14 protein-coding genes are annotated in these 13,601 nt (G+C 60.5%); 2 read left to right on the plus strand and 12 right to left on the minus strand.

Annotated elements, in window-relative coordinates; all coding sequences use genetic code 11:
• Positions 1-7 precede the first annotated feature (7 nt).
• From VL130_RS07805 to VL130_RS07840, 8 genes are all read right to left on the minus strand, one after another.
• On the minus strand, positions 8-364 hold the full coding sequence (locus VL130_RS07805; RefSeq protein WP_325362198.1) for a RusA family crossover junction endodeoxyribonuclease: 357 nt from the start codon (positions 362-364) through the stop codon (positions 8-10).
• The gene (locus VL130_RS07810; RefSeq protein WP_325362199.1) at positions 361-1,185 is read right to left on the minus strand and encodes a peptidylprolyl isomerase; all 825 of its coding nucleotides are present in this window, start codon (positions 1,183-1,185) and stop codon (positions 361-363) included. Before VL130_RS07810 ends, VL130_RS07805 begins: the two co-directional genes overlap by 4 nt.
• A complete protein-coding gene (locus tag VL130_RS07815; protein WP_325362201.1) occupies positions 1,182-1,787 on the minus strand; it encodes a hypothetical protein in 606 nt (201 codons plus the stop codon). Before VL130_RS07815 ends, VL130_RS07810 begins: the two co-directional genes overlap by 4 nt.
• A 3-nt stretch (positions 1,788-1,790) precedes the next feature.
• Complete coding sequence (locus tag VL130_RS07820; protein WP_325362202.1) at positions 1,791-1,979, minus strand: hypothetical protein; 189 nt, start codon at positions 1,977-1,979, stop codon at positions 1,791-1,793.
• Between the two features lie 31 nt (positions 1,980-2,010).
• On the minus strand, positions 2,011-3,273 hold the full coding sequence (locus VL130_RS07825; RefSeq protein ID WP_325362203.1) for a cytochrome P450: 1,263 nt from the start codon (positions 3,271-3,273) through the stop codon (positions 2,011-2,013).
• A 69-nt stretch (positions 3,274-3,342) separates the two neighbouring features.
• On the minus strand, positions 3,343-5,646 hold the full coding sequence (locus VL130_RS07830; protein WP_325362204.1) for an ATP-dependent helicase: 2,304 nt from the start codon (positions 5,644-5,646) through the stop codon (positions 3,343-3,345).
• Positions 5,647-5,869: 223 nt separating this feature from the next.
• Entirely contained in the window at positions 5,870-6,118 is a 249-nt protein-coding gene (locus VL130_RS07835; RefSeq protein WP_325362205.1) for a ribbon-helix-helix domain-containing protein, read from the minus strand.
• Between the two features lie 160 nt (positions 6,119-6,278).
• A complete protein-coding gene (locus tag VL130_RS07840; protein ID WP_325362206.1) occupies positions 6,279-6,476 on the minus strand; it encodes a DUF4169 family protein in 198 nt (65 codons plus the stop codon).
• A gap of 366 nt (positions 6,477-6,842) precedes the next feature.
• Between VL130_RS07840 and VL130_RS07845 the strand changes: the two genes are divergently transcribed.
• Entirely contained in the window at positions 6,843-7,241 is a 399-nt protein-coding gene (locus VL130_RS07845) for a YccF domain-containing protein (RefSeq protein WP_325362207.1), read from the plus strand.
• Positions 7,242-7,371: 130 nt separating this feature from the next.
• Here VL130_RS07845 and VL130_RS07850 read toward each other — a convergent pair whose 3' ends face one another.
• The 3 genes from VL130_RS07850 to VL130_RS07860 all read right to left on the minus strand — a co-directional run bounded on the left by VL130_RS07850 (position 7,372) and on the right by VL130_RS07860 (position 10,686).
• A complete protein-coding gene (locus VL130_RS07850) occupies positions 7,372-8,214 on the minus strand; it encodes a HAMP domain-containing protein (RefSeq protein WP_325362208.1) in 843 nt (280 codons plus the stop codon).
• 115 nt (positions 8,215-8,329) lie between these two features.
• Positions 8,330-9,676 (minus strand): MFS transporter, encoded by a 1,347-nt coding sequence (locus VL130_RS07855; RefSeq protein ID WP_325362209.1) that lies wholly within the window; start codon positions 9,674-9,676, stop codon positions 8,330-8,332.
• Positions 9,677-9,783: 107 nt separating this feature from the next.
• Entirely contained in the window at positions 9,784-10,686 is a 903-nt protein-coding gene (locus VL130_RS07860) for a LysR family transcriptional regulator (protein WP_325362211.1), read from the minus strand.
• A gap of 93 nt (positions 10,687-10,779) precedes the next feature.
• Here VL130_RS07860 and VL130_RS07865 point away from each other — a divergent pair, with 93 nt between their 5' ends.
• On the plus strand, positions 10,780-11,952 hold the full coding sequence (locus tag VL130_RS07865) for an MFS transporter (RefSeq protein ID WP_325362212.1): 1,173 nt from the start codon (positions 10,780-10,782) through the stop codon (positions 11,950-11,952).
• Here VL130_RS07865 and VL130_RS07870 read toward each other — a convergent pair.
• Positions 11,933-13,582 (minus strand): GH39 family glycosyl hydrolase, encoded by a 1,650-nt coding sequence (locus VL130_RS07870; RefSeq protein WP_325362214.1) that lies wholly within the window; start codon positions 13,580-13,582, stop codon positions 11,933-11,935. The two genes, VL130_RS07865 and VL130_RS07870, sit on opposite strands and share 20 nt — an antisense overlap.
• Positions 13,583-13,601: the final 19 nt, after the last annotated feature.

The raw sequence follows: 13,601 nt of genomic DNA on the forward strand, positions 1-13,601 counted from the left end.
CGGGTGATCAGCGCCTGATGGCGTAGACCCGGATATGGATCTGTTCGCGTTCGCCGGGATGGCGCTCGACCAGCAGGCGGGCCACCTGTGAATCATCATGAAAGACAAAGCCCTTGATGGCGTCGAGCAGGGCCTTGGCGAGGTTGTCGAGATCCATCCACGGCGGGTCGCCGATATGCTCCATGCGGATTTCGACGGCGTAATCGCCCCAGGCAGGCCTTGAACCGCGCCATTCCTTGCGGAAGAACTCATAGACCAGCGGCTTGTAATATTTCGCCTGGGTGGTCAGGCCATCGATCACGATCTCGATGCCGTCAGCGGTTTCCCGCGCCCGGACCTTGCCGGAAATAATCCAGTCGGTCACGGGATCACCCGCGCCGGCACGGTGATGTCGCAGATCGAGAAATCGGCGCCTTTTTCCTCGCGCTTTTGTGCCGCCAAAGTGGCAAAGGCCGAGCTGTCCGTCTTGAGGATTTCGATACGCGGCGCCTTTGGCATATCGGCCAGCACCTGCACGCGGATCATCGAATCCGGATGCGCCGGCGGCTCGCCGATGGTCAGTGATTGCAGGATATCACCGCCGGCAATCACCTGACCGAGCAGGGTATATTCGTGATCCAGCCGTTGGGTTGGCGCCAGCATGAAATAGATTTCCGAATTGGCGGAATTGGTCGGTGTATCGTCACGGCCCATGCCCATCGTGCCCGTGCAGTGCGTGGCCCAGGCGTGGACGGCCTGATCGGGGTTGGCGGCCATGCGCGTTTCATCGACCGAGATATAGGGCAGGGCGCCCATGAAGCCTTCATTGAGGCCCGCCGGTCGCGCTACAACGGTATGCGGCATGGCGGCATTGAGCCGGAAGCGGAACTCCGGCGTCAGGTTGGGCAGTTCGGTCTTGCTGCTGTCATGGTTGTTCGGGTTGCCGGTCTGGGCCACGAAGCCGGGGATGACGCGGTGGAATTTCAAACCGTCATAGGTGCCGCGCCTCGCCAGCCGCTTGACCCGCTCGACGGCTTTCGGCGCGATTTCCGGATGCAGCTCAATGAAGAGGCGACCCTTTTCGGTGTCGATGACCAGCACATTTTGTGGATCGGCCGCTCGCCATTCGGCTTCGGCGGCATGAACGGGAAGGCAGGGCAGGGCGATGGTCAGCAAAGACAGGGCCACGATTTTGAAAAGCGTCATGCGTTTTTCACCAGCCATTCCGCGATAAAGGTAATGTCGTCGTCATAGGTCAGGTCTTCCGGTTGCATCTGCCTTGCCGCGAGCATGATCGGCAGGTTCTGCATGAAAACCGCATATTCGTCGGCGATCGCCGTTCCGCCGGGAACGGTTTTTCGTTTGGAAGCGCGGCGAAGCCACGCCGCTACGCCGATAATAAGCTGGGGGATATCATTATTGTGGGCGTGTATATCCTGTCCCGAAATATCTGACATGAATTGCTGGTAGCGATGTGGATCACGGTCGAAAATGATCGTCTTTTTGAGAATCTGCTCAGCATCGCCATATTTCCTGGCGCCTAGGAACAGGCCGAGTTCCAGGGGCATGTTGAAGCGGGGCAGGCCTGATGCGGCGTCAAGCTCCGTCTTGGAAATGTCATGGATGCCGTATTTGCAGTCTTCGATGATGCGGCAGATTTTCTCAAACCGGACGTCACCTCCGTCATCATCCTCACGCGCACAACGGGGATTGAAGCCGCTGCGGATGACGGTGAACAGAATGGCTTTGAAATAGGAGTCGTAGTCATCCGAAAACGGACAATTTATAAAAACGTCCTCGGAATTCATTGATCAGATGCTTTTACCCAACGCTCGCGCAACGGCTTCGCGCACTTCCTCGATCGTGAAATTGGTCGGCGCCCGCGCCGGTTTCAGGATCTTCACACCATCTTTGGTAACGCCCAGCACTTCGGACTTGCGCGTTCCGTTTTTGGGGCGGCGCTTTGAAGGCGCGGTTTTCTGGACAAGCGGCATGTTCATTTGATCAATATCTGCCCGAACCGTTTAAAAATCAAGTCGCCACATCCAGTTTCGCCAGTCCGCGCACGCCGGGAACCACGCGCCAGTCGGGCGGGCTGTCATCGGCTTTGCGCAGGTTGGGGAAGCGTTCCAGCAGCTTCAAAATCGCCGTCTGGCCCTCGATACGGGCCAAAGGCGCGCCGATGCAGATATGCGCGCCGGCGCCAAACGACAGGTGCGGATTGGGACGGCGGGTGATGTCGAAACGATGCGGATCATCGATGCGGTCTTCGTCACGGTTGGCGGCGATCAGGCTGACTACGAGGGCGTCGCCCTTGTGATAGGGGCAGCCGCCAGCAGCCCCGTCGGCCTTGGCGAAGCGCGCCGAGAACGAGATCGGCGGCTCATAACGCAGAATTTCCTCAATGGCGCCATTGATCCGCTTCGGGTCTTCCAGGATGGCCCGGCGGGCGTCATCATGGGTGAGCAGCAGGTAGATGCCGTTGCCGATCAGGTCGGCCGTGGTCAGGTGGCCGGCCACCAGCAGAGCGAACAGGTTGAACAGGATTTCGTTGTCGTCGATCTCGGCGCCGCTGGCCTGCGCCGCCAGCAGATCGCTGACCAGATCATCCCGTGGTGCGTTGCGGCGCGCTTCCATCAGGCCCTTGAAGTGGCTCAATATTCCACGGCGGCCCTCCAGCGCCAGCTTTTCCTGCTCGGCGGACTTGGTGGGATCGAAAGCCAGTTGCCCCGCCTCGGTCCAGACTTTCAGCGACGCGAACATCTCCGGCGGCGAACCCAGCAAGGTGCCGAGCACCCGGATGGGAATCTGGCCGGCGTAGTCATGGATCGCATCGAAGCTGTCGCGTCCGGCCAGGGTATCGATCTGTTCGTCGATGATGCGGGCGACCAGACCTTGCACCCCGGCGGCGCGTTTCAGGAAGGCTTCGGCGACGATGCCGCGCACCCGGCCGTGATCCGGATCGTCGAGCGTCAGTATGGAATCGTGCTTGCCGAACTCGGCGGCCATGGCCGCGTTCAGCCGGCGGACGTTGGCGATAACCGGATTTTCCGGCGCGGCGTCATCGAAATTACGCGACAGCGAACGGTCCATCAGGCTTTCGCGGCCGACGCCATAGGCGCTGATCAGCATGGCCGGGATCATGCCGTCGTGCTCGACCGGGCGTTCGCGACGCTGCGGATCGAACAGCGCGTGCGGGTCGGCGCGCATGGCCGGGTTCAGTTCGGAATATTCAAAGAGTAGGAAGCGGGGAGGGGCAGGCTTTTTGGCGCCATGATCTTGGGAATCGGGCATTCAGGGTCTCCGTTGCTCCCGCAAGCGACGTACCCCCCGGTACCGTCTTCGCAGGTGCAAACCTCTTCCTTATGCCCGCTCAACGAAGCTGTCTATGACCTTTTTATCACCGGAGGTCTCAAAATTAACGATAAGCTTGTTGCCTTCGATCTCGACGATCAGACCATAGCCAAACTTCATATGGAAGACGCGCTCGCCGAGGGTGAAATGCTTGGCTGAGGCCTTGACGGGTGCGGGCTGACGATGGGGCGTCGGCCGGGCTTTCGGCTCCAGCCGGCGCATATCGACCCCGGCCAGATCGCCGCCATAGGCGGGCGCGGCCGCCTTCTTGGTGTAGTTCGGCTCGTAACCGGCGCGATCCCAGCGGCTTTGCTGCGATTGCCAGCCCTGCGAGGCATAACCGGTCTGCGAGGTGGCCTCGACGTTTTCAATCGGCAGTTCATCGACAAACCGCGAGGGAATCTGGTTGGTCCAGCGGCCATAGACCTGACGGTTGGCGACGAAGCTGATCCGGGCCATTTCACGGGCGCGGGTGATGCCGACATAGGCCAGCCGGCGCTCTTCTTCGAGAGACTTCAGCCCGCCCTCATCCATCGACCGCTGCGACGGGAAGATGCCTTCTTCCCAGCCCGGCAGGTAGACGACGGGGAATTCCAGCCCCTTGGCGGCGTGGAGGGTCATCAGGCGTACGCTGTCGCCGCCATTATCACGTTCCAGGTCCATCACGAGCGAGACGTGTTCGAGGAAGGCCGACAGATCGTCGAAGGCGGCCATCGAGTCGCTCAACTCTTTAAGGTTGTCGAGGCGCGTCTGGCCGGAGGTCTTGTCGGCGCGCTGCATGTCGTAATAGCCTGCGTCGGTCAGGATGGTGTCAAGCAGGACATTGGCTTGCGCGTCCTTGCTGAGGTCGAGCCAGCGGGTGAAATCGCGCATGAAGCCGACCAGCGGGGTTTTGGCGCGCGTCGGCAGTTCGTCGGTCTGGATCAGGTCGCGCACGGCGGTCATCACCGAAACCCCGGCCAGTCGCGCCTGTTGCAGCAGCTTTTGCACCGTGGCGTCGCCGATGCCGCGCTTGGGCACATTGATGATGCGCTCGAAGGCCAGATCATCGTCGGGCGACTGGATCAGGCGCAGATAGGCGATGGCGTCACGGATTTCGGCGCGCTCGAAGAAGCGCGGGCCGCCGACCACCGTATAGGGGATTTGCAGCATGACGAAGCGTTCTTCAAACGCCCGCATCTGGAAGGAGGCGCGCACCAGCACAGCCATATCCGACCATTTGCGCGGATCGGCATCTCGCGTGCCCTTGTGCTGGCGCTCCATGTCCTCGGCGACGAACTGCGCTTCGGCGGCGCCATCCCACAGCCCCTGGACCTGCACCTTGTCGCCGCCTTTTTGATCGGTGAACAACGTCTTGCCGAGACGGGCGGTATTGGCCTTGATCAGGCCTGCGGCCGCGGCCAGGATATGCTCGGTCGAGCGGTAATTGCGTTCCAGCCGGATGACCTTGGCGCCGGGATAATCGCGTTCGAATTTCAGGATGTTATCAACCTCGGCGCCGCGCCAGCCATAGATTGACTGGTCATCATCGCCGACGCAGCACAAGTTGCGATCGGCATTGGTCAGCAGGCGCAGCCAGAGATACTGCGCCACATTGGTATCCTGATATTCATCGACCAGGATATATTTGAACTTGCGGTGATAGGTTTCGAGAATATCCGGGTGTTTCGTCAGGATGTCGAGATTGTGCAGCAGCAGGTCGCCGAAATCGCAGGCATTGAGGATGCGCAGGCGGTCCTGATACATCTGGTAAAGCTTGACGCCGCGATTGCCGGCGAATTCCGCCCCTTCATCATTTCGCACCTTGTCCGGCGTCAGGCCCTTGTTCTTCCACTGGTCGATATGCCAGGCGAAGGATTTCGGCGTGTAGCGCTTCTGGTCGATGCTCTCCTGCTCGAAAATCGCTTTCAGCAGGCGCACCTGATCGTCATCGTCGAGAATGGTGAAGCTCGATTTCAGCCCGACCAGATCGGCGTGGCGGCGCAATATTTGCGCGGCGATCGAATGGAAGGTGCCGAGATTTTGCAGGCCCTCGGCCGAGGCGCCGATCAGCTTCTGCGCCCGCTCGCGCATTTCACGCGCGGCCTTGTTGGTAAAGGTGACACAGAGGATTTCCCAGGGTCGCGCCAGGCCTTGCGCCAGAATATGGGCGATGCGGGTGGTCAGCACGCGCGTCTTGCCGGTGCCGGCGCCGGCCAGCACCAGAACGGGGCCTTGCACGGTGCGCACCGCGGCTTCCTGTTCCGGATTGAGGCCGGTGAAGAAGTCAGGCTTTACGGCAGCCATCTGGCTTATGGAGGGGGATGTGGTCATGGCCCTCAGTTAATCGCAGTTGCGGGCCGCGCCAAGTGCGAAATGGCGCTGAGGCTGTAAAATGGCACAAAAAGTGAACGCCGAGAAGCGGTCGCGTAACCCGGACTTGACATATCCGGGTTACGGACGCCTCATTTAGCGTAACTTTGTTATTCCCCGGAGTTTAAAAATACCGCCGTTCTCAACTTTTCCGCGACAGGCGGAAGACGAGGGCGACGGGTTTTCAGGCTTCGGAGGCTTTCTTGCGCTTTGCCGCGGTGCCCTTGCTTTGCACATAGGCGAGCGCTGACAGGCGGCAGAAAGAGGCCAGCAGGCTCTCTCCCCGCTTCGAGTCAAGCTCGGCTATCAAGGCGGCCAGGCTGATTCGGCGATCCTTTGAGATCGTTTCCAGAACCACCCAGAATTCGGGTTCCAGGGCGACCGATGTGGCATGGCCGGCGAGGTTTACGGAACGTTTTTTTAGACCAGGCATTGTTTTCCTCCGATTTCATGAAGACATGCCTCCGTTGAGTATGGAACGCCCGATTGGCCTCTGGGTTCCACGGGGGGTAGTTTATTCATGACGACCTCTGGTATTATTTAACCTCATACTCATAGAGTGAAGTTAATCTGTGGTCTTTTATTATAAGTCGTCAACCTTTTTTATTGTCAGGGGCGGAATTCAGAAGTTTGTGGCCGATTTTTTCAGCGTCTCTTTTTTGCTTTGCTTTTTCTCGTTTTCTAACATCGGTTGAAATGCCGTATATAATACGATTTTCCACTGCCTTTGCGGTTTCGCGTTGTTTTGTCTTGGCTTTTCTGGCCTTGTTGAGATTGATCAGGTCTGCCATCTGGCGTCTGCCTCGGTGTCTGTGTCCATGCGTCCGGCGAAAGGGCTGTCCAAAATCCGTACAGTACGGTTCGGTTGCTTGGGCTATTCATTCGCAATAGCAAGTAATCGAACTTGTCTGAATCCAATGTTAAATGCGAATTTAAAGCCTTTCTAAGCATTGGTATGGGACGTAAAGCTGCTCTTTAGTGTCCGCCAAGTATATGCCTGCGGCCCTCGCAAGTCCATAGCACGTATCCGTGATTTCAGGTAGCCCGTTCCCGCGCCGGAATTCAGGCCGATGGCGGGCAAGTGACGGAAATTTAACATGACGCCGGCGTAAAGTGGGGCATACTGCACCCCGGCGCTTTTCGCCCGGGACGGTTACATGACACTTCTGCTCAACATCCTCTGGTTCATCTTTGGCGGCTTCATAGCCGGCTGTCTGTGGCTGTTCGGTGGACTGGTCCTGGCCTGCACGATCGTCGGCCTGCCGTGGGCCTTCGCGGCCTGGCGGATTGCCGGGTTCGTTTTCTGGCCGTTCGGCAAGCAGATTGTTGACCGCGAGGCGCATACCGGCGAGGCCGACCTCGGCACCGGTTGCCTGGGTGTCTTTCTTAATGTCATCTGGTTTGTCTTCGCCGGCTGGTATATCGCCCTGGCGCATGTGCTGGCGGCCATTGCCGAGGCGGTGACCATCATCGGCATCCCGTTCGCCTTCAAGGATATCCAACTGGCGCAACTGGCGCTGGCGCCGATCGGCAAGATGGTGGTGGATAAGCCCTGATTGCCAGAGCAAAATGACTTTAGACAGAATCGTCATTTGCTCTGGTTTTTTGTTTTGCCGCGCAATTTATCCGAATCGAAGTTCGGCGAAGCCAAAAGTGGTGACCAGTTTATCGGATTGCGCTCTGGCCCTAATCCAGCAAAATCTCGCGCAGTTTCATCTCTTTTTCGTGCTCCTCGGCGGCCTTGGCGGCGGCGAGCCGTTCGGCCTCCTGGGCGCGTTCCTTGAGCACGGCCAGGGCGCGCCACACCGATGACACTTCGTCCTGCCCGTCCGTCTCCTCGATGACCTGATCGTATTCGCCTTTCGAGGTCCGGATGATCGCCGAGGCGAGATTGCGCAGCGGATCGGTGATGAAGTGCGAGACGATCCACAGCGACAGGGCCATGATGATGGCGATGCCGACCAGGGCGGTCAGCAGGAAGTCACTGGCCCGGCGTTTGTTGAAATGATCGGCCTCGGCCTTGGCGGCGGCCAGGTCCTTGCGCGTCTTTTGCACCAGGGTCTCCATCTGGACCTGGAAGCCGATGCGGTCGGCCCGGTTGCTGGTGCTCAGGGCTTCGGCGCCGGCGACATCACCGCTGACCGCCAGATCGATGACGTGGCGGCGCAGGCTGATGAAGCCCGCGGCCTGGGCGGCCAGAGAATCGATCTGCGCTTTTTCGGCCGGCCTGGCGTCGACCTGCCATTGATGAATGAAGGTTTCCATCTCGTTGAGGTCATCACCCATATTCCGGAGGAAACCGGCGCGCTGTTTGTCATCGACCGCGATATAGATACCGCGCGTCTCCATGACGACATTGCTGATCAGATGATTGAAACGTTCGCCGCGCCAGGTGCTGTCATAGGCGTGGTCGTAGTCCTTCATCATGCGGTTGTAATCGCTGATGGTCAGGAGGCCGAGGCCGGTGACGGTAAACGCCATCAGGGCGAAACAGCCGACCAGGATCAGAATTCTCGCGCGAATAGACACGATATACCCCTCCGTAGTTACCGCTTTTTCGCGGCATTGTCAGGTGACAGTCTCAATGCCGCCGGCCTGAGACTGTCACCTGAACCTAAAGGAATACACACATTTTAAATAAGCGCTACTGTCCAATCGTTACATTGCGCTTCAGGTGCGGACTAAGCAGATGAATGGCGACGAAGGCGACGAGATAGGCGAAGGCGGCGATTATGAAGATGGCGGAGTAATTGTGCGTCTTGTCGAGAATATAGCCGACGAACTTGGAGAAGAACATGCCGCCGATGGCGCCGGCCATGCCGCCGATACCGATCACTGAACCGACGGCCGCTTTCGGAACGAGATCGGACGGCAGGGTGAGGACATTGGCGGAAAACGCCTGGTGGGCGGCGGCGGCGATGCCGATGATCAGCACGGCGACCCACAGGTTGGTGACATTCTGCGCCAGCAGCACCGGCAGGGCCATCAGGGCGAAGACGAACAGCGTGGCCTTGCGCGCCACATTGACCGAAAAACCGCGCTTAATCAGGAAGGACGACATCCAGCCGCCGGCGACGGAGCCGACATCGGACAGCAGATAGACGGCGACGACAGGCGGGCCGAAGGTCTTGAGATCAAGGCCATAGGTCTTCTGGAAGAAGTCAGGCAGCCAGAACAGCCACAGCCACCAGATCGGATCGGTGAGGAACTTGGCGAGGGCGAAGGCCCAGGTTTCCTTGATGAGCAGCAGCTTGAACCACGACACCTTTTCGACCGTATCGGCCTGGTCGCTGTGAATCAGCGCCATCTCGGCGGCGTTGACCTTCGGGTGTTCGGACGGGCGGCGATAGACGATCCACCATACCACGGCCCAGATCAGCGACACGGCGCCGGTCAGGTAAAACGCCCCGCGCCAGCCCCAGCCAAGACCCGGCAGGGTGATGCCTTCATGGCCGAAATTGAGGCTGACGGCGCCGAGCGCGATCATCGGCACGAGCAGCGGCGCGATAATGGCGCCGATATTCGAACCGGCGTTGAAGATGCCGGCGGCAAGTGCGCGTTCCCTCTGCGGGAACCATTCGGTCACCGCCTTGAGGCTGGAGGGGAAACTGCCCGATTCGCCGAGGCCGAGCGCCACGCGGCTGAGGGTGAATTGCAGGCTGGTGGTCACAGCGCCGGTCAGGGTGTGCGCCAGGGTCCACAGAACGAAGGCCAGCGTATAACCGATGCGCGCGCCGATCTTGTCGAGGATGCGCCCCCACGCGACATAACCCAGGGCATAGGCCGCCTGAAACCAGAAAACGATATTGGCATAGCCCTGCTCGGTCCAGCCCATCTCGGCTGAAAGCGGGTCTTTCAGGATGCCGATCATCTGGCGGTGGGTATAGTTGATGGCGATCGCCGCCAGCAGCAGACCGCAGATCATCCAGCGGTAACGGCTTGGTTTTCCAGTCTGTCCATCCGGTCCGATGGCGGTATTTTCCTGCGGCATCTGAATCCCTGTAGCTTGTTTTCTTGTCGTTAAGCGGCCGGAGCCTCTCGCGCGTCAATAGGCAATATCGTGACACCGGTGTCAAGGCCGCTGGGGAAAAAACAGCGTCATTTCATTTGCACATGTGCGCTCAGAAAATCAAGAAAAGCGCGGATACGGCCGGGCATATGTCCGCCCTGGCCGAGATAGACGGCGTGCATCTCTTCGATATCGTGCGGATTCCAGTCTTCCAGCACGGGCACCAGCCGTCCGGCGGCAATATCATTGCTGATCATGTAATGGGCCAGCCGCGCCAAACCGACGCCGGCGAGGCACAGGCCGTAAACGCTGTCGCCGTCACTGACCTTGACCGGGCCGGGCACGGTGAAAATCTGCGTCTGGCCATCGATCCGCAAAGGCCAGCCATCCATCTGGCGGCTATAGCCGAAACCGACCGAGCGATGACGGGCCAGATCGTCCGGCGTCCGGGGTGTGCCGTGGCGTTCGAGATAACCGGGCGTGGCGACGATTTTGAGCGTGGTCTGTCCGAGCTTGCGCGCCATCAGGCCGGAGCTTTTCATCGGGCCGGATCGGATGGCGACATCGGTGCGCTGCTCGAACAGATCGACCACCAGGTCGGTCATCGAGATATCGAGTTCGATGTCCGGATAGAGCGCCAGGAAGGCCGGCACCAGCGGCAGCAGGATACGCCGCCCCACCGGCACATTGACGCTGACGCGCAGGCGGCCGCGCGGTGTACGATCGGCGCCGATACTGCGTTCGGCATCAACCAGATCAGCCAGCAGGCGCACGCTGCGTTCGTAGAACTGTTCGCCTTCCGGCGTCAGCAGAAGGCGGCGGGTGGAACGGTTGATCAGCCGGGCGCCGAGCCGCGCTTCCAGCCGGCTGATCAGTTTGCTGACCGCTGAAGGGGTGAGGGCGAGCGCCTTCGCGGCCGAGGTGAAGCCGCCGAGATCGACCACCCGCACAAAGACCTCCATGTCGCCGAAGCGGTTGCTATCCTGACGCATAGTGAATTCAATTCATAAATATTTGTCTGAATGGCAATCTAATTCACCTCAAGCAAACTGTCTATGTTGGCGGCTCCATTCAAGGAGTTGTTTATGCCTCTCGCTCTTTATGCCCTGACCATCGGCGCCTTTGGTATCGGCGTCACCGAATTCGTCATCATGGGCCTGCTGCTCGATGTCGGCCATGATTTCAATGTCAGTGTCTCGAAAGCCGGTCTGCTGATCAGCGGTTATGCCCTGGGCGTCGTCGCCGGTGCGCCATTGCTGACCGGCTGGATGTCGCGCTGGCCGCAAAAGAAGGCGCTGATCGCCCTGATGCTGATCTTCACCATCGGCAATATCGCCTGCGCCCTGGCCCCAACCTACGGCTTGCTGATGACCGCGCGCGTGGTGACGGCGCTGGCGCATGGCACCTTCTTCGGCATCGGCTCGGTGCTGGCCACCTCGCTGGTGCCGGCCGAGCGCCGCGCCTCCGCCGTGGCGCTGATGTTCACCGGCCTGACCGTCGCCAATGTGCTGGGCGTGCCCTTCGGCACCTGGCTGGGTCAGCATTACGGCTGGCGCGCCACCTTCTGGGCGGTAGGCCTGATCGGCGTGGCGGCCATGACGGTGCTGGCGGCGTTCGTGCCGCACACCGAGGCGCCGAAAACGACCGATGACTGGAAGGCCGATTTCAAGATATTCACCCGCCGGCCCGTTCTCTTGGGCCTGCTGACGACGGTGCTCGGTTTTGCTGGCGTCTTTGCCGTCTTCACCTATATCGCGCCGCTCCTGACGACGATCACCGGTTTCAGCGAAGGCGCAGTCGCGCCGATCCTGCTGGTCTTTGGCGGCGGTCTGGTGCTGGGCAACCTGCTCGGCGGCCGGTTGGCTGACAAAAACCTGATCGGTGCGCTGCTCGGCTCCGTCATCGCCCTGTTCGTGGTGCTGGCGCTGATGGGGCTGGCCCTGCATGACAAGATCGCCGCCGTGGTGTTCGTGGGCCTGCTTGGCGTCACCGGATTCGCCACCGTGCCGCCCCTGCAAATCTGGGTGCTGAGCAAGGCGGAAGGCTCCGGCCAGAGCCTGGCGTCGAGCTTCAATATCGCCGCTTTCAACCTGGGCAACGCCATCGGCGCCGGCATCGGCGGCGCCGTGATCGCAGGCAGTCTTCATGGCCTGAACGCCGTGCCTTACGTCGCGGCCATCCTGCCGGTTTCGGCCTTCGCCGTGGCCTGGCTGGCGATCCGGCTGGAACGCAAGGCGGCTATTTCGGCGCCGGTGTAATGACGAGCAGGGTGACGCCCTGACGCGGCAGGTCGAAGGCCAGGCTGTTGGCTTTTACGGCCACCGGCGCGTCGGGCGTCAGTTGCGCCGCGGCTTTCAGGGTGGCGTATTGCGCATTGTCCGGCGCCAGCGGAGACCCCATCGCCTGCCAGGCAGCGAAGCTGTTGGCGTGGGTGGCGTCGACGCGGTAGCGCGTCATCACCGCGCCTTTTTTGAACGCCGCCGGCAGGTGATCGAGCGCCAGAGACACCTCGGCATCAGGTCCGGCGAGATCGTCATCATGGTAGTGCCAGACGAGTACGCTCAAGGTGTCGCCATCGCGGGCCGCCGTGACGCCGACATCGGGATCGCCGCGCACGCCACCGGACAGGACCGCATCCAGCGGCGTTTCATGATCCGATGTGGCGGCCACATGCTGGCCCTTCATCCGGGCGAACAGGCGGAAGACATTGAGCACCGGCATATCGACGCCATTGCTGGCGAGTTGACGGAAACCGGCGAAATAGCGCTGGTCCTCGAACTCGAACGCCCAGCTTAGCGCGCCTTCCAGCTTGACGCCACGCCTTTGCGCCAGTTCGGCGACACGCGGAAAGCTGGCGGCCGTATAGCTCGAATACATGGTGCCATTGCGATAGGCGTTGGCCGGTCCCTGGCAGGCGGCGCAGCCTTCGGGGTCGAACTCACCGATGATGATCGGCTTGTCCCTGAAGGCCGAACGGGCGGCGATGGTGGCGAAAGCGTTATCCGCGCCTTTCAATTGCTGGGCGATGCCCATGCGGACATGACCGTCTATAAATTCCGGCCCGCCCTTGGCATGGAAAGAGAGGAAGTCGGTGGGGGTATTGGTCTGCTCCATATGGTCCATGAAGCCGGTAAGGAATGTCTTGTCCGAACCGGCCATGTCCGGGCCGCCGACGCGGGCGTCGGGCAGGGCGCGACGCACGGCCTTTACCGAGACCTCGTGCAGTTTGAAGAATTCCTCGCGCGTGCCGCCCCAGTAGAAGTCGAGATTGGCCTCGTTCCAGGTTTCCCAGTACCAGCTCGCCACCTCGTCGTGGCCGTAGCGCTCGACGCAGTGTCTGACCCACTGATAGACCAGTTCCTGCCACTTGGCGTAGTCCCTGGGCGGATAGGCCCAGCCGGTCTTGATGTCGCGGTAATCGAGGCCGGGGCGCCACTGATGCTGATAGGGTTCGGGGTTGGTGGACAAGGCTTCCGGCATGAAGCCGATCTCGACATAGGGCTTTACGCCGCGCGCCAGGTAGGTGTCGAAGATGTGGTCGATGATCGTCCAGTTATAAACCGGGTTGCCTTGCGCATCCTCGGTATAGGCGTTGGTGCTGCCCCATTTGAAGGCCGGGGTGCCGTCGCCGGTGCTGAGCAGGTTGTGGGCGCGAAAATAGACATGACCGGGGGAGAGTTCGCCCAGCGAAGTGAGCAGCGAACGGCCGTCCTTCATGGTGGCGTAGTTGGGTTCGTCGGCGCCAAAGAAGCGCCAGATCGGCTCGACCGGCCCGGTGGTCTTTGCGGCGTCGATTTCGATCCTGACCGGGAAGCTGTCGGCGGATGCGGAAACGGCCGCGCTTATAAAGAGCGCGGCCGTCAACAAGGCGGTTTTCAATAAGCTCATCGACGGTTTCCTCAGTTTA

Source organism: Asticcacaulis sp. (assembly GCF_035497195.1).
GTDB lineage: Bacteria > Pseudomonadota > Alphaproteobacteria > Caulobacterales > Caulobacteraceae > Asticcacaulis.